This window comes from Furfurilactobacillus milii, assembly GCF_009864005.1.
In the GTDB taxonomy this organism is placed as follows: Bacteria; Bacillota; Bacilli; order Lactobacillales; family Lactobacillaceae; genus Furfurilactobacillus; species Furfurilactobacillus rossiae_B.
The window spans coordinates 184,003-200,501 of record NZ_WEZQ01000005.1 but is presented as its reverse complement, the minus strand read 5'-3'; the positions used below and the strand labels follow the sequence as shown (position 1 = coordinate 200,501).

At 44.1% G+C, this 16,499-nt stretch carries 13 protein-coding genes and 1 pseudogene; 1 reads left to right on the top strand and 13 read right to left on the bottom strand.

The genetic code is table 11. The features are described 5' to 3' along the window. The 7 genes and pseudogenes from scpB to dnaE all read right to left on the bottom strand — a co-directional run bounded on the left by scpB (nt 1) and on the right by dnaE (nt 8,970). On the bottom strand, nt 1-612 hold the full coding sequence (scpB, locus tag GB993_RS03715) for an SMC-Scp complex subunit ScpB (protein WP_161001259.1): 612 nt from the start codon (nt 610-612) through the stop codon (nt 1-3). Then, complete coding sequence (locus tag GB993_RS03710; protein ID WP_161003143.1) at nt 609-1,478, bottom strand: segregation and condensation protein A; 870 nt, start codon at nt 1,476-1,478, stop codon at nt 609-611. Before GB993_RS03710 ends, scpB begins: the two co-directional genes overlap by 4 nt. Beyond that, nucleotides 1,468-1,827: an N-acetyltransferase gene (locus GB993_RS03705; protein WP_161003142.1), complete on the bottom strand. Its 360-nt coding sequence runs from the start codon at nt 1,825-1,827 to the stop codon at nt 1,468-1,470. The genes GB993_RS03710 and GB993_RS03705 overlap by 11 nt, the downstream gene beginning before the upstream one ends. Before the next feature lie 46 nt (nt 1,828-1,873). Beyond that, nucleotides 1,874-2,791: a site-specific tyrosine recombinase XerD gene (gene xerD, locus GB993_RS03700; RefSeq protein ID WP_162854039.1), complete on the bottom strand. Its 918-nt coding sequence runs from the start codon at nt 2,789-2,791 to the stop codon at nt 1,874-1,876. Continuing rightward, nucleotides 2,781-3,668, bottom strand: a complete 888-nt coding sequence (locus GB993_RS03695) for a CvfB family protein (protein WP_161003141.1) — start codon at nt 3,666-3,668, stop codon at nt 2,781-2,783. The genes xerD and GB993_RS03695 overlap by 11 nt, the downstream gene beginning before the upstream one ends. A 151-nt stretch (nt 3,669-3,819) precedes the next feature. Then, nucleotides 3,820-5,235 (bottom strand): annotated as a pseudogene (gene pyk / locus GB993_RS03690) (pyruvate kinase); the annotation flags it as partial. A 183-nt stretch (nt 5,236-5,418) separates the two neighbouring features. After that, nucleotides 5,419-8,970 carry a DNA polymerase III subunit alpha gene (gene dnaE, locus GB993_RS03685; protein WP_162854038.1) on the bottom strand — a complete coding sequence of 1,184 codons (3,552 nt, stop codon included), beginning with the start codon at nt 8,968-8,970 and terminating at the stop codon, nt 5,419-5,421. A 162-nt stretch (nt 8,971-9,132) separates the two neighbouring features. Here dnaE and GB993_RS03680 point away from each other — a divergent pair, with 162 nt between their 5' ends. Next, nucleotides 9,133-9,333: a YjzD family protein gene (locus GB993_RS03680; protein WP_161003139.1), complete on the top strand. Its 201-nt coding sequence runs from the start codon at nt 9,133-9,135 to the stop codon at nt 9,331-9,333. Nucleotides 9,334-9,448: 115 nt separating this feature from the next. Here GB993_RS03680 and pepT read toward each other — a convergent pair whose 3' ends face one another. The 6 genes from pepT to GB993_RS03650 form a co-directional block, all read right to left on the bottom strand. Next, nucleotides 9,449-10,687, bottom strand: coding sequence for a peptidase T (pepT, locus tag GB993_RS03675; RefSeq protein ID WP_161003138.1), 1,239 nt, complete (start codon nt 10,685-10,687; stop codon nt 9,449-9,451). 72 nt (nt 10,688-10,759) lie between these two features. Then, on the bottom strand, nt 10,760-11,560 hold the full coding sequence (locus tag GB993_RS03670) for a Nif3-like dinuclear metal center hexameric protein (RefSeq protein WP_161001252.1): 801 nt from the start codon (nt 11,558-11,560) through the stop codon (nt 10,760-10,762). Continuing rightward, nucleotides 11,538-12,254: a tRNA (adenine(22)-N(1))-methyltransferase gene (locus GB993_RS03665; RefSeq protein WP_161003137.1), complete on the bottom strand. Its 717-nt coding sequence runs from the start codon at nt 12,252-12,254 to the stop codon at nt 11,538-11,540. The genes GB993_RS03670 and GB993_RS03665 overlap by 23 nt, the downstream gene beginning before the upstream one ends. A gap of 300 nt (nt 12,255-12,554) precedes the next feature. Then, nucleotides 12,555-13,688, bottom strand: a complete 1,134-nt coding sequence (gene rpoD, locus GB993_RS03660; RefSeq protein WP_161003136.1) for an RNA polymerase sigma factor RpoD — start codon at nt 13,686-13,688, stop codon at nt 12,555-12,557. Between the two features lie 64 nt (nt 13,689-13,752). After that, entirely contained in the window at nt 13,753-15,597 is a 1,845-nt protein-coding gene (gene dnaG / locus GB993_RS03655; RefSeq protein WP_161003135.1) for a DNA primase, read from the bottom strand. Between the two features lie 193 nt (nt 15,598-15,790). Next, complete coding sequence (locus tag GB993_RS03650; protein WP_161003134.1) at nt 15,791-16,156, bottom strand: DUF488 domain-containing protein; 366 nt, start codon at nt 16,154-16,156, stop codon at nt 15,791-15,793. Nucleotides 16,157-16,499: the final 343 nt, after the last annotated feature.

Genomic DNA, 16,499 nt, shown 5'->3' with positions numbered 1-16,499 from the left:
TTAATCCTCATGTTTTTCTTTGTCTTCTGTTGTACCAGCCAATTGATCTTGAAAAGCCGCTAAGAACAGATCTCCTGTTTCTGCTTGAGCTTCATCTAACGTTTCTGCTTGCGGTAACGGCGGCAATTGACTAATGTCATTTAGGCCAAAATAGTCTAAAAAATAATTTGTTGTTCTATATAAAATGGGGCGACCTGGCTCATCTTTTCGCCCGTGGGCTTCCACAAGATTGCGAAGCACCAATTTTTGCAGTGTTGCTGTGCTGGACACCCCACGAATCTCATCAATATCGATTCGTGTTACTGGCTGGCGATAAGCGGTGATAGCAAGAACTTCCAATGAGGCTTGCGATAAATTAGTTGCTAAGGGTGCCTCAAAATAACGTTTGATCACACCGGCTAATTCTTTTTTTGTAGCCAGTCGGTAGATACCATCGTTGTCTAGCAAACAGAGTGGATCATCCACACTCTCCTCATGACGTTTGGCAATCTGATCCAACATCGTGTTGATTGCCGCACGCATGAAACCTGTTGCATGGGACATTTCCGCAACCGAAATGCCTTCGTCACCTGCAATAAACAGAAGTCCTTCAATTTGTTCGATATTTGTCATGACTCTTTTTCATCCTCAAATGGCGTTAATACTTCTTTATCTAGATCATCCTTGCTCCGTTCACCAGCAAAGACCTGAATCGGACCGTTAACAACACTTTGGTCGAACCGGACGGCATTCATTTTTGCTAGTTCCAACATGGCCAAAAATGTTGTCACAAGTTCATCAGTTTGTGGTTGCTCAGAAAACAAGTCCTCAAAAGCGGTCGGTCGCTTACGATCCAATTTATTTAACATAACTCGCATCTGTTCGCGAATAGTAAATTGGTCGCCCGACACCGTTCGAGACACAGGTTTGGCAATTTGTCGCTGTGCCAACATATGCTTAAATGCGGCTTGCAAATCCGCCACCGTAATCCCTGGAACCAAAGAACCCAATTGAACATCTGCCGGCACACCACTCGCAGCGCGAGTAAATTGCTGTTTACGATCTTGCTCCTTATCGCGTAATTCATCAGCCGCCTGTTGATAACGACGATACTCCAGTAATTGAGTTACTAATTCCGACCGCGGATCTGAATCGTCAGTAGCATCCTCATCCTCGTCAGCCGCCCGAGGCAATAACATTCTACTTTTAATCGTCATGAGCGTCGCCGCCATGACAAAGTATTCGCCTGCGACATCCAGCTTCATGTTTTGCATTTGATGTAAATATTTTAGATATTGCGATGTGATTGCAGAGATTTGAATGTCATAAATATCCATTTCTGAACTGCGAATCAGATGCAATAATAAATCTAACGGCCCCTCGAAGTCAGCAATTTTAATCGTTGGCTGGTTTGCTAACGCTAAATTGACTTGTGCCTCCCGATCGTGAGCACGTTGTCCAGGCCATGATTTACGGGTGTCTGTCGCATTAGTGCCCATCAATATTCCTCCACCGCATAATCATTGGCGTAGTAGCAATGGTGCCCATGATCCGTTTTTCAGGGAATAGTTCTGCAACGGCATCTAAAATGGCCTTTCTTGTACTATCATTACGTTCTTGAGGTGACAGAACAAGTAATCGAATGAGTACAAACTGATCTTCCAATTCAAACCCCACGACGCCAGTAAACTGGTTGTGGTCGTTTCGCCATAGATACATTTGCCGACCACTGCCATCAGTATACCAAGCCATTTCTGCTTTTAGATGCTTCATGTTGTGAAAGTCCGGCAAGAAGGACAGCAATCCCATGGTTGTTTTTTCATAATCATCACGGTATTTAACTAGCATGACTTCGTCCCCTTTCCAACATTTCTTTATTCCGCTATTAATTGAGTTATGCTCGCGGATGAGCTTTTTTATAAACCTCTGTTAACCGTTGCTTAGAAATATGAGTATAAATCTGTGTCGTTGAAATATCCGCATGGCCCAGTAGTTCCTGAACCACCCTTAAATCAGCGCCATTTTCCAAGATGTGTGTGGCAAACGAATGGCGTAACGTATGCGGTGTCACATCTTTCTTGATTCCAGCGCTTTTAACCATCGCTTTTAGGTTTTTCCACACACCTTGACGCGTAAGTTGGCGGCCGTGAGCATTAACAAAAATCGCCGTTGTTGGCTGTCCATGAACTAGTTTCGGACGCACGGTGTTCATGTACGATGTTAGCCACTCTGTCGCAAGATCACCAATTGGAATGATACGTTCCTTGTCACCCTTACCAACAGTTTGAATAAACCCGAGATCTAAATGTAAATTATTCCCAGTCAGATTAACCGCTTCACTGACTCGCATGCCAGTTGCGTACATGACTTCGAGTAAGGTACGATCACGAATTCCCAGTGGTTTGCTGACATCCGGAACAGCTAATAACCGGTCGACTTCTTCAACCGTCAAAACTTGTGGCAAATGCCGAGCGCGTTTTGGTGAATCAATTTTCAACATCGGATTTTCATCAACGTACCCGTCCCGCGTCAAAAACAAAAAGTATTTCCGCAGACTCGAAACACTGTGAATAACCGTGTTACGCGCTTTATGAGCTTGATCTTCAATTTGCAGATAATTTAGGATCACGTAACGATCCACCTGCTTGAGACTAGTGAGTCCTTGCGCCACAATAAACTGGCTAAATGCCTGAATATCCTGTTTGTAACTAATAATGCTATTCTTGGACAAACCACGTTCAACTTTAATATAGGTCAAATAGTCATCCATCGGGTCCAAAATCGCGGTTGGGATTTCTTTTTCATTGCTCATTTGCTGCTTTAACACCGGTCTCCGTTAACGTAATGCCATCTGCAGTCTGTTCAATGTAACGAGCTTTGAGTAAATGACCCACGGCCCGTTTGAACTGTCCCTTGCTAATCCCAAAATACGCCTTGATGGCATCAGGGTTACTTTTATCTGTAAAGGGTAGCGTATGACTTGCTTCATGACCAAGCGTTGCCAATAGTTGCGCAGCATCCTCACTAATTGCCTGATAAGCACGCGGCTTCAGTGAGATGTTCAGTCCACCATCAGGGCGCACACCAATAACACGGCCATGTACTTGTTCCCCTAGTCGTGGTTCGTGATCACGCTCTGAAGGATGAACGAACCCAAGATAATAATCGTCAGTTATAACTAAAGTGCCAGCTAATTTTAATCGGTATACTGTTGCTGTTAAGTCATGATTTCTGTCTGCAGTTGTCGCCCGGCGACTGATAGCAGTAAAAATCTCAGAATCAGCTAGGTGTGCCCACAAACGATTTTTAGCATCGACGACAAGGCTAACCATCAAACGATCACCCTTTTGAGGCATCAACCCGTCAATCGTCGGTAATTCGTCCACCGAAACGACAAAATCTTTGTTAGGCAAGCCAACGTCCACAAACACGCCCAGGCCATGTGCGGACCGAACAACTGTCCCAAACGCATAGTGACCAACCTGTGACTTTGGAATCGTTGTTGAAATCTGGTAATCATGATCCTCATTTTCGTAAGCAAAGCCCATAACCTGAGCACCTATCCCCAGCTGATGATCTGCTTCTTTTTTATCAAATTGAAACGAAAATCCCTCACATTGAACGATGTAGTAATCTTCGTTTTGATCAGTGACCTTTGTTTCAATCACACGGCCTAATAAATCGTGCATAACTGCCTCCAAATCGGTAATTTCATTTTGTCTATTATAGCAGAAAGCTTAATCGCAAGCGACATCCGCCCAGAAAGACCTGCAATTTAAGAAAGAAAAAGGCCGCCGACAAACGTCAGCAGCCTTAAACGAATTCTTTTTAAAATTAGTCGATCCGCATAACACGCATGATGTTAGTTGTACCCTTTGTACCAACTGGTACACCGGCAGTAACTAAGATCGTGTCACCCTTTTCAGCTAAGCCTTCTTCAACAACACGCTTCTTAGCTAATGCGAACATGTCATCAGTGCTTGCTGGGGCAGTGTCGATAACTGGGTAAACACCCCAGTTGATCATCAAACCGCGTTGAGTGCGTTCGTCAAACGTAACGGCAAGAATGTCGGCGTTTGGACGGTACTTGCTGATCATCCGTGCAGTGTGACCTGAAGCAGTAGCAGCAACGATTGTCTTCACGTGCAAGTTACTTGCAGTACGGGCAACAGCAGCAGCAACAGCTTCTGTAACATCTGAAGTATCGAAGTTGTGAACAGCATGACCATCAACACTCAAGTCATTTTCAGCCTTGATGTCGATCCGGTTCATCGTTGCAACAGATTCTACTGGGTAGTCACCGTTAGCAGATTCACCAGATAACATGGTTGCGTCAGTACCATCAAATACGGCGTTAGCAACGTCAGATGCTTCGGCACGTGTAGGACGTGGGTTTTCTTGCATTGAATCCAACATTTGGGTAGCAGTGATAACTGGCTTGCCCAATTCGTTACAACGACGGATCAATTCCTTCTGTACTAATGGCACATTTTCAGCAGGAATTTCAACACCCATGTCACCACGGGCAACCATCAAACCATCTGAGACTTCAAGAATTTCGTCGAAGTTGTCGATACCTTCTTGAGATTCGATCTTAGGGAAGATTTGAACATGTTGCATGTTCTTTTCTTCAAGCAGAGCACGAATGTCCAGAACATCTTGCGCTTTACGTACGAATGAAGCGGCGATGAAGTTGATTTCATGATCCAAACCAAAACGAATGTCTGAGGAATCCTTTTCAGTGATCCCAGGCAAGTTGATGGAAACACCAGGTGCGTTAACACCCTTACGAGAACCAAGCATCCCATTGTTTTGAACAGTGGTTACTAATTCTTTGTTAGCATCGTCTTTTTCGTCAATCTTCATGTCGATCAAACCATCGTCAAACAGTACGTGACCACCAACATGAACATCATCGTATAAGCCAGGGTAGGTAACGGCAATCTTGTCGTGTGTACCTTCAATGGAGTCGTCCATTGAGATACGAACCTTGTCACCAGTCTTGTATTCGATCTTGCCATCTTTTTGAACCGTTGTCCGGATTTCAGCACCCTTAGTATCAAGCATGATACCAACAGTCTTGCCAGTAATCTTTTCAGCTTCATGGACGTTGTTTAAACGGCCAAGGTGTTCTTCATGATCTCCGTGAGAAAAGTTAAAACGGAAAACGTTGGCGCCTGCTTCAATCAGCTTAACGATCGTATCAACGTCTGAGCTGGCTGGTCCAAGCGTGCTAACGATTTTAGTTTTTTTCATAACAAAAATCTCTCCCTTTGAGTTTGTGCCACAGAGTGGCTTTTTTGAGAACGTTATTGTTCCCTTAAATACGATATTAGTTTAACACTTTTAAAATGTCGTTGTCGCCCTTTTCATGAGTTTTCATAAATATTCATGAAAACCCACACCGGTTTTTCATTTTGTTGAAGACAGTTTAAACATTTATGTCTGATTTCGCCGAAAAACGACATTACCGTCACCAAAAATCCCGATCAATTGATTTCGCGCTTGTGTCGTGGCCGCTAAATTAAATGCTGACGCCAGCTTGACTGTCCGGTTATCAACTTGATTATGCAAAATTACCGGATTATTGCCGCGTAAGCTGACCATTTGCTGACGAAAGTTGTTCTCTGCACCAGCAGCAATGTTTGCCTCGGTCAGTTGTAAATACCAAGTGCCAATTGGCGCAGCTTGCGCTTGTGGCTTCGTTGCTGCTTGAGCAGGATGATTCGACCGCGTATTGGATTCACCACTCAGCTGCACATTTTGTCGGGATTGCTGATGTACACCTTGCTCCTGAACTGTTTTGGCCAATTGAAGCCGATCCGCTACAATCTCCAGTTGGCGACCCGTATCAATTTTACCAGTCACAACGACGACCTGCTCTGGCGCTAACCATTCGCTAACTTCCTTATAAAGTCGTGGGAAGACGGTGATCGACAATTCGCCAGATGGATCGTTCCCGCTGACAAACGCCATTCGGTCACCCTTTTTAGTTCTTATTTCACGAATCCGACTCGTGTACAGAATAACGGTTGTCACCTGGCCAACCGCGACATCGACAATTGGTGTTGCATTCAGTTGTTGGCTGAGCCCTGTGTACTGTTCTACCGGGTGACCAGATACATAAGCGCCAAGTATTTCGGCCTCATGACTTAATTTTTCTTTCAAAGACAAATCATGGCGATGCTCAACCTTAGGTTTAAGCCCCAAGTTGGATTCGAACAGATCGATGCTGACCTGAGCACCAGAAATCACACGTGGCAACAGGTCCAACAGCTCAGCTCTGTTTAAGCCAAAACTGTCAAAGCTACCAGCATAGATCATGGCAGTTAAGACGTCCGTTTTCCGAAACTGTGGGTCAATAGCGTTGACAAATGTTTCTAAGTCTTTAAATGCACCGTTTTTTTGCCGCAATGCCAAGATATTGCCAACAAAATCTCGACGCACACCTTTAATGTCACTAAGGCCAAACACGATTTGCCCGTTTACCAGTGAGAATCCCGTCTGACTGACGTTAACGTTGGGCGCTGCTACATTGACGCCATGTTGTTTTGCCTCTAACAAATATAATTTCGTTTTTGTTGGATTACCCAGTACAGAATTAAGTAGTGCTGTAAAAAAAGCACCCGGATGATGCACTTTTAGATAAGCGAGTTCAAACGCCATTTTGCTGTAGGCAACGGCATGTGATCGGTTAAAACCATAAGATGCAAAATTTTCAATATAGTCATAGACCTGGACAGCAACGGCTTGCGTAAATTTATTAGCCACCGCACCCTCAATAAACTCGGTACGTAGTGCATCAATCTTATGATGATCTTTTTTACTCATGGCACGGCGAAGAATATCGGCCTTACCCAGTGAGAAACCGCCCATAACTGAGGCGACTCGCATAACCTGCTCTTGATAAACAATGATACCAAATGTTGGTCCCAAAATTGGTTCCAACGCCTGGGCCGGATATGTGACTGGTTCATTGCCCTTTTTACGGGCAATGAAGTGATCGATGTTTTCCATCGGTCCGGGTCGATAAAGCGCGTTAACCGCGACGACTAATTCAAAGGTTTCCGGATGCAATTGACGCAAGACATTTTTAATGCCGCTTGATTCAAACTGAAAGACACCATTTGTATCGCCTTTTTGAAACAAGGCCAGTGTGGCACTATCGTTTAACGGAATATCGTTAACTTGAAGCTTCTTGCCCGTCGTTGTTTCAATCTCTGCTAATGTATTTGCTAAAATAGTTAAATTGCGGAGTCCAAGAAAATCCATCTTAAGCAACCCAAGTGCTTCAACGGTATTTTTAGGGAACTGGGCTACAAGCAGGCCTTCAGAACCTGATTGAACCGGGACAATATCCGTTAATGGCTGATCACTTAAGACAACACCGGCAGCATGTGTCGACGTGTGCCGTGGCAAGCCTTCCAACGCCATGGCTGTTTCAAACAGTAGCGAGTTGACACCACTGTCCGCGATTAGGTTACGTAATGGCTGTGAATCACGTTGTGCGCTGGCCAACGTCACGCCTAAACCACCGGGAATCGTCCTGCTCCATTCTGCCATTTGGAAAGTGGACAAACCAAATACACGGCCAACGTCACGAATGACCTGCTTAGCGCCAAGGGTACCAAACGTAATGATCTGGCCAACCTTATCGGCGCCATATCGATCACGCACATACAGCAACAGTTCATCACGTTTGTCGTCTGGAATATCCAAATCAATATCGGGCATCTGAGCTCGCTGATCGTTCAAAAATCGTTCAAACAGTAGATCATAGGTTAACGGATCAACTTCCGTAATGGCTAGCACATAAGCCACCAAGGACCCAGCCGCCGAGCCACGGCCAGGACCGGTAGTAATGTGATGTTCATGAGCATAGTTCATCACGTCCCAGACAATTAGAAAATAATCGTCAAAGCCTAACTGATGGATAACAGTCAGCTCGTGGTTCAATCTTTGTTGATACCGATCCGCCAGTGGATTGTCTTCGCCTAAACGTTTGGTCAAGCCCGCTGCACAAAGTTGTCGCAAATAATCTGCCGCTGGTTCATGATTGGGCGTCTTGAAATGTGGTAATTGTGGGGCTTGAAACGTGAAGTCAACCGTTGCGATGTTAGCAATTTGACTCGTTTCCCGAACGGCCTCATCCAGTCCCAATTCATGATAGTGATTGGCTAACGGCACAGACTCACGAAGATACCAAGGACCTGTCTGTTGACTTACAGCTCCTAAATTAGTGATCTGTTCACCACTGCTAATCGACGTCATCACACTAGTCTTAAAACTATCATCGGGATTCAAATAGCGAACGTCATTGACAGCCACCAATCGACAATGATTCTGATCTGCAAATTGTTGAAGCGTGTCGATTGTCGCTCTTGATTGTTGATCACTCACGCCCAGATATACCGTGTCATTTGCAATTTTTTGCAACAGTGTCATGAGTTGGGCCGCCGTTGTTTGTTGTCCCGTACTGGCTAGTCGGCCAATTTCACTTTGTAATCCATTAATAATGACCAAGTCTGACAACCAATCACTGATGTCGTCAATTGTTAATGGATCACGTTCTTCGCGGGTCATCTTTGCTGAGGAAATTTGAATTAGATTTTGATATCCATGTTCATTTTTAGCAATCAAAGTTAATGGGAATGTTGGCAGTGCATTCTGCTTTGTGGATGGCATCGTCTGGTCATTGGTTGCTGGCTCAGTAACCTCGCTGGTTAGTTCGATAGTCAGCCCAATTAATGGTTTGATGCCAGCTTTTTGCGCAGCATTAAAAAAGTCAACAACGCCATACAACACATTAATGTCAGTCAGTGCAACTGCCTGATACCCTCGCTGTTTTGCCGTTTGCACGAGTTCTGTAACTCTTGTTGGGCTTTGCAATAGACTATAACTACTGATAACGGATAATGGCACGAGACCATTTATTTTGCGAGATAACGGTACCGTTGCTGCCTCAATTTCAGTCTCCGAAGACACAAGCATCCCCCTTTCATTGAATAATCGATTAAGTTTCATATTCAAACGTTTGTTCGTCTTTCATATTATAACAAAACCCGTCAAAATTATCCGTATTCGCGAATGAAAGTTTATTGAAATCAGTAGTCAGAGTGTTAAACTACTAGTGATATGAAAGGTGGTCACAATATGCGTTACTTAACTGTAATCTTTTGGGGCTTCATCTGGGGCGAGGTCATTGGTTATATTGGTGGGCAACTAGAATTGCTGCAATATAACGCTTTTGAAATTGGCATCGTTGCCGCCATCGTCTGCCTTGTGACTTCAGTCGCAACACACATGATGGCCGACAAACCAGCGGCTAATGCTGATGAAGCAAGTCAATCATAATCGTTGTCGCAGGTTGCTAACCAGCATCGCACACGATAGATAATAAAAACGATCCTAGCAGATGTGTCTGTTGGGGTCGTTTTTATTTTGTATCACAAATAATGGCTACCACTTGTTAAGCCTGCCGATTGAGTTCAGTAATCTTCAAAATTACATCAACAGCGCGTTCCATAGTCTGCAGAGAAACATATTCATAACGGCTGTGCATGTTCTCACCACCAGCAAACAAGTTCGGCGTTGGCACACCCATGAATGAAATCTTGGAGCCATCTGTTCCACCACGAACCGGGTAAATAACAGGTTCGATATCTAAATCAGTCATGGCCTTTTTAGCCAGTTCAACCGGTGTCATGTCCTTTTCAAGCACTTCACGCATATTGTAATACTGGTCCGTCAGCACCAATTTAACCCGCGGTTCATCTAGGGTAGCATTGAGCTTATCAGCAATATCTTGCATTTGTTGTTTACGGTCTTCAAACTTCTGATGATCGTGATCACGAATAATGTAGGTTAACTGGGCTTGATCAACGGTCCCAGTCATTTTGTACAGGTGGAAGAAGCCTTCCCGACCCTCAGTGTTTTCTGGACGGTCACTTGCAGGTAATTGATTATGGAAATCAATACCAATTTGAAGTGCGTTTTGCATAACGCCTTTAGCAGTAGCCGTGTGAACATCCTTCCCTTGAATAGTCACGACTGCCTGTGCAGCATTAAACGTCTCGTATTCCAATTCACCTAATGGACCGCCATCAACCGTGTAGGCATACTTAACGCCGAAACCCTTAGCATCAAAGTGATCCGCACCAGTACCGATTTCTTCATCTGGACCAAAACCAACATGAATTTCACCATGCTTAACGTCTGGATGATTAAGCAAGTACTCCATGGCCGTCATAATTTCAGCCACACCAGTTTTATCGTCGGCGCCCAAAAGTGTTGTACCGTCAGTTGTAATTAATGTGTCACCGGTGTAATTGTGCAATGCTGGAAATTCGCTAGGCTTTAATGTCCACTGACCATCATCACTAAGTTTAATGTCTGATTGACCATCATAGTTCTTAACAATGTTAGGTGTGATATTTTCTGCATTAAAATCCGCAGTATCAATATGTGCTAAAAAGCCAATTGGTGCTGTATTGCCGTCATCATTAGCTGGCAGAACTGCAGTTACATAACCACTGTTAAGATCCGTTTTGATATCCGATAGTCCAAGCTCAGTTAATTCCTCAGCAATCGACTTTAAAAAGTTTACTTCCCTAGGCGAAGAAGGAATGGTTGTCGAATCTGGATCTGATCTCGTATTGACCTTTACATAACCGATAAACCGCGAAAGCAAGGTTTCATATTGTGCCACAACTGTCACGCTCCTATTTTCTAAAATAAAGTTCAAACATGTTTCAAAATAAGTCTACCTGATTCGGCGCGCTTACACAAAAGTAAAGGGATCCGTATTAGGTTTTGATTCTAAGACATCGAGATGCCATTGATATTGCGTAGACCACTGACGGAACATGGATGCCAACTTGGGAATGCAAACAGCTTCAATGTGATGTCCTGGGTCCACCACAGACAAACCGGATGCCAGCATGTCATGCCCAGTATGGTAGTAAACATCGCCCGTAACATAGACATCGGCTCCCGTTGCCTGCGCCTCACGGAAGAACTTGCCACCGTCACCACCTAAAATGGCAACTTTGCTAACCTGTTTGGTTGGTTCATGTGAAATCAACCGCAACCCACCGATTTTAAATTGCGTTTTGCAATACTCAGCGAATGTTTGCATTGACATCGGCTCTGCTAGCTCACCGACCCGACCCATTGATACCTCAGGCGCGTCAGGATTAGGCAGCCATGACTGAACGTGCTCCAGCTGCAATTGCTCAGCAAGCCAATCATTCATACCGCCTGGAGCATTATCCAAGTTGGTATGAGCGGCGTACACAGTAATGTGGTTAGCAATAATTTTGCCGTACATCGCTAACTGTGGATCGGCATCAAAATCCAAATTTTTAGCAGGTCGAAACATAACTGGATGATGGGCAAAAATGAAATCAGCGTGCTCGGCAATCGCTTCATCAACAACCTCGGGCCGAACATCTAAAGTCACCAAAACTTTATGAATTTCTGCCTGTCGACTACCGATTTGAAAACCAGTTGGATCACCGGCTTCGCGATAACGAAGTGGTGCAAACTTTTCGAATTGATCAATTAAGGTTTGTGCTTGCATCTTGTAGGACCTCCTCAATTAGTTGCTGTTCACGTTGCAGTTCTTGTTGCTTAGCAACGGGTACGTTTGCCGCATGATTTAGTGACGCCAATACGTGTGCGTTCCGCTGTTGCTCATGTTGCCATTTTTCGACAAACGCAGCATTGGGCGTAGCAAGTAAAAAGTGTCCAAAGCGTGCATCTAGTTCGTTTAGTGAAAACGGCGCCTTGACCTTGTGAGCCACCATAATTTCATAAATGTGCCCATCGTCCTTTAAAATTTGCTCAGCCGTAATTTGATAGGCGTGGGCGGCCAGCCATTTGCGTAAATGATATTCACCAACGTTTGGCTGTAACACGAGTAATTCGTTGCCAGTCAGTTGTTGCCAACCGCGCTCCAGAATGTCACTGATCAGTGTGCCACCCATCCCCGCAATGACAATCGTGTCAATGTTATCGTCGGGTTTAAGCACCGTTACCCCGTCTCCCAGACGTGCATCAATCCGCTCGGTCAGATTCTGATTGGCAATTTCTGTTTTGGCATTTTCAAACGGTCCGTCAACGACCTCTCCTGCCACCGCAAACGAAATTTGTTGGCGTTTAGCCAGATAAACTGGTAAGTAAGCATGATCTGAGCCGATGTCAGCCATGCGTGAATTAGCAGGCACGTAGGCCGCCACAGCAGCCAGTCGTTTTGATAAATGATCCGCGTCCATGTATCCTCCTCTTGTGCACCGATTATTAGAACTAAAAGCGATTCACGACGTAACAATCGTCACCGGTGCATCCGCTATCTTTACTACCAGTATACCAATCACTTCACGCCAGTTGCAGAGTTTTTACAGAACTTTATCGGCAGATAACCTACTGACTATTTTTCAAACTATAAAAAAAGCATCCATAGTCAATTTAAAAATTGATCATGAATGCATTGCAAATCTAATTATATTCAAACTTTGCGAAATAGGCTCATTACAATCAACTAGCCCATACTACTAATTTTAGTGATGCCTTGACTATTCCAAGAAATCTTTCAATTGCTTAGAACGACTTGGGTGACGTAACTTACGTAAGGCCTTCGCTTCAATCTGACGAATTCGTTCACGCGTAACACCAAAGACCTTACCAACTTCTTCCAAAGTTCGGGTCCGGCCATCGTCCAAACCAAAACGCAAACGAAGCACATTTTCCTCACGGTCAGTTAACGTATCCAAAACGCTTTCCAGCTGTTCCTTCAGCAGTTCATAAGCTGCGTGGTCAGCTGGTGAAGTTGCATCCTGATCTTCAATGAAATCACCTAAGTGAGAGTCATCCTCTTCACCAATTGGTGTTTCCAAAGAAACGGGTTCTTGCGCAATCTTCAAGATTTCACGAACTTTTTCCGTTGGCATATCCATTTCAGCACCAATTTCTTCAGGAATTGGTTCACGACCTAAGTCTTGAAGTAATTGACGTTGAATCCGAATCAATTTGTTGATTGTTTCAACCATGTGAACGGGAATCCGAATTGTCCGTGCCTGGTCAGCAATCGCACGGGTAATGGCCTGACGAATCCACCAAGTGGCATACGTTGAAAATTTAAATCCTTTGCGGTAATCAAACTTTTCAACGGCCTTCATCAGTCCCATATTACCTTCTTGAATTAAATCAAGGAACTGCATCCCACGGCCAACGTATCGCTTAGCAATTGAGACGACCAGCCGTAAGTTAGCTTCAGCCAACTCTTGCTTAGCTGATTCGTCACCCTGCTCAATTCGCAGAGCCAAGGCAACTTCTTCATCGGCAGATAACAGGGAAACACGACCAATTTCCTTCAGGTACATCCGAACCGGATCATTGATTTTAACTCCGGATGGTGCTGCATCACTAGCCTTTAATTCCTTAGTCGTAACACTGCTCTTTTTGTTCTTTAAGGCGTGCTCAGAGGGGTCACCATTTTCATCGACGATGCTGATACCAGCATCCTCAACTTTTTGCATTAAATCATCAATTTTGTCGGCGTCCAACGCAAATGGCTTAACCAGTTCCGTTTGCAATTCATCATAACGGACTTCTTTAGCCTTCTTACGGTTCTTAATTAATGCGTTAACTGCTGTTTTGTACTTCTTTTCATCAAAATCTTTTGTAGATGTTGTTTTCTTTTCAGACATGCAAGGTCCCCCTTAGTATTCACAATCCGACAAATAAATAAGTTTACACCGATTAATAGAATTATCAAGCATTTTTCATCGCCTGCTTTTGCTTGTACAAATTAACTAATTCCAAGGTCAGCTGATTTTGGAGGTCATGATTATTCAAACGTTTGGCCTCAATCATGGCAATGTTCTTCTGACGAATTTGCTCCTCAATAGGTGCTTGATTCATGATGATGTGCATACAATCATTAACATCGGTCATATCTTCCCGGTCAACACTTGGCTGCTCTGTGATATCAATCAATGTATGTTGTAACTCATCATCGTTGACATAATCCAAGAACGCCGCAATCTGAACATTAGCATGCGTTTGTTTGAATCCTTGAGCCATTAAAAACAGTGTTTGATACTGGTCATGGACGAAATGAAAATCCTGATTAGCCGTGACATGTAGCCAAACGCTCTGATCAATTAACATGCGATGAAGCAATAATCGTTCCGCACGCTCAATGCGATCTAGGTGCGCCGGTTCACGCACTAGCTGCTTCACTGGTGTCGGCGTACTCGGCAACGGTGTGGCCGGCTGTTCGCCAGGAACAACGGTTGGCGTCTGCGTTTGACGAATGTCAGCCAGTTGCTCTTTTAAACTAGCCTTATCAACACCAAAGCGATCCACCAGTTGATTCAGATATAAATCCTGCTCAACTGGCGAGTGGACACCAGCGACAATCTTCAACACTTCATTCAGGTAAGTCAACTGATCACTTTGATTATCAAGATTGCGTCCACGCGCTAAATAGCGTAACGCAAAGCCAACGGGCGTTTCCTTGGCACCTTCGTACACCGCCCGGAAGTGTTCAGCGTCATACTTTCGCAAGTATTCATCTGGATCCAGGCCTTCAGGCATTTGCACAACACCTAAATCCATATTGCTTTGACCACTAATTAGCGACAGCGCCCGGTGAGTTGCGTTTTGACCCGCATCATCACCGTCATATGACACATACAACGTATTAGTCACACGTTGCAAAATACCAATCTGATCAGTGGTTAAGCTAGTTCCCATGGAAGCAATACCGTTCTTTACTCCGGCAGAATAAGCTGCAATAACATCCATGAACCCTTCAAACAAAATGACAGCATCCGCCTTACGAATCTCACGACGAGCTAGGTCAAAATTAAACAACGTATCACTCTTATGGAAGATCTTCGTTTCTGGACTATTCAAATATTTTGGCGCATCTGGATCCTTATGCAACAAACGACCGGAAAATGCAATCACCTTACCACTAGCGTTACGAATCGTAAACATCACTCGATTACTAAAACGATCACGCAATTGCCCGTCCTGGTTCTCAATGAACAATCCAGAACTACGCAACGTTTGATAATCAACGTTCCGCTCTTCAAAGAAGGGTTTCAATAGTCCTTCAGCAGGTGCAAAGCCAATGTCAAACGTGTTGATTGTATCATCGTCCAGTCCACGTTTATGCAAATAATCCAGTGCTTCTTCACCAACCTGCGTGTTCATTAACACATGATGATAAAGTTTAGCAGCATCCTCGTATAAACCTATTAACTGTCCAAACTCAGAATTAACCGGGCTATTTTCTGTCTGCTTATACTCGTCAGCAATGGTGATGTTGGCATCATCAGCTACTTGAAGGACTGCTTCGGGAAAAATGATGTTATTCAGTTCCATTAAGAACTTAAACACGTTACCGCCACGGCCACAACTAAAACAGTGGAAAATTTGCTTTTCTTCGTTAACCGAAAATGACGGTGTCTTTTCTTCATGAAATGGACACAAGCCAAACAAATTTTTACCGGATTTCTTTAACTGTACATACTGACCTACTACGTCCGCAATATTCACTGAACTGCGAACGTTTTCGATGACATCCTCTGGAATTCTCATTGCCACAACATCACCTCCAGTGCTGAAGCCTAGCCTGTTGAGCGTAAAAAGACGCACCTTCCGACATCGTGAACGTTAAGTTTCGCGAGACAAAAAATGCGACTAAAATTGAGCCCAATTACACACAATGAGTATTATACACGCTTTGCCAGCAATGTACAATATTTGAATTCGTGTATTTTAGTGCCCGGTTATTAAATTATTTTGTCAAGTACGCTTCAATGAATTCCTTGAGCACGACCGCATTATTATGCTCCTCATCCTTAGCACCAAACAACAGCGTCACGTTGCCGGCTGCTAATCCTGCCCGAATCTTTTCAATAAAGGCATTCGTCATCTCATTAGTTGCAAGTTCCCGTTCATATTCACGTTTAAAAGCCGGAAACTTTTCAGGGTCATGACCAAACTGTTTACGCAGTTCTGCGGATGGCGCAATCTCCTTGTCCCAGTCGGTTAATGCCGCCCGTTCCTTACTGATGCCACGTGCCCACAACCGATCGACAAAAATTCGTTGCCCATCGCTGGCAGATGGTGCTTCGTAAATTCGTTTCAGCTGTAATGCCATTGCTTACCACTCCCAAATCGCAATCAAACTGTTCAAACTAAATATTTTTCACGTTTAGTATAGCGCGAATAGCGTTCTAAATAAAAATAGCAGCTGATTGACAGGACGATTTCTTTCCGGTTCAATCAACTACTATTCAAATTATCAAACAACAGTTAACTCTAATTCATTACCATAAGTCAATGTGCTGAATGTCGTTACGTCGACCAGAGACGCCGTTTCCGTGGGACCGGTCTCAACCCGCACAAGACACGGTTTTCAACCTTGATTATGAGCCGAAAACCCTCGTCTCATAAGTCATCCCGCAACACTAAATGGGTAAACCCACCCCATTAAGTGTTGC

Excerpts from the sequence above, each read along its gene's own strand:
- scpB (WP_161001259.1), bottom strand. The coding sequence starts at position 612 with ATGACAAATATCGAACAAATTGAAGGACTTCTGTTTATTGCAGGTGAC.
- GB993_RS03710 (WP_161003143.1), bottom strand. The coding sequence starts at position 1,478 with ATGGGCACTAATGCGACAGACACCCGTAAATCATGGCCTGGACAACGT.
- GB993_RS03705 (WP_161003142.1), bottom strand. The coding sequence starts at position 1,827 with ATGCTAGTTAAATACCGTGATGATTATGAAAAAACAACCATGGGATTG.
- xerD (WP_162854039.1), bottom strand. The coding sequence starts at position 2,791 with ATGAGCAATGAAAAAGAAATCCCAACCGCGATTTTGGACCCGATGGAT.
- GB993_RS03695 (WP_161003141.1), bottom strand. The coding sequence starts at position 3,668 with ATGCACGATTTATTAGGCCGTGTGATTGAAACAAAGGTCACTGATCAA.
- dnaE (WP_162854038.1), bottom strand. The coding sequence starts at position 8,970 with ATGCTTGTGTCTTCGGAGACTGAAATTGAGGCAGCAACGGTACCGTTA.
- GB993_RS03680 (WP_161003139.1), top strand. The coding sequence starts at position 9,133 with ATGCGTTACTTAACTGTAATCTTTTGGGGCTTCATCTGGGGCGAGGTC.
- GB993_RS03670 (WP_161001252.1), bottom strand. The coding sequence starts at position 11,560 with ATGCAAGCACAAACCTTAATTGATCAATTCGAAAAGTTTGCACCACTT.
- GB993_RS03665 (WP_161003137.1), bottom strand. The coding sequence starts at position 12,254 with ATGGACGCGGATCATTTATCAAAACGACTGGCTGCTGTGGCGGCCTAC.
- rpoD (WP_161003136.1), bottom strand. The coding sequence starts at position 13,688 with ATGTCTGAAAAGAAAACAACATCTACAAAAGATTTTGATGAAAAGAAG.
- GB993_RS03650 (WP_161003134.1), bottom strand. The coding sequence starts at position 16,156 with ATGGCATTACAGCTGAAACGAATTTACGAAGCACCATCTGCCAGCGAT.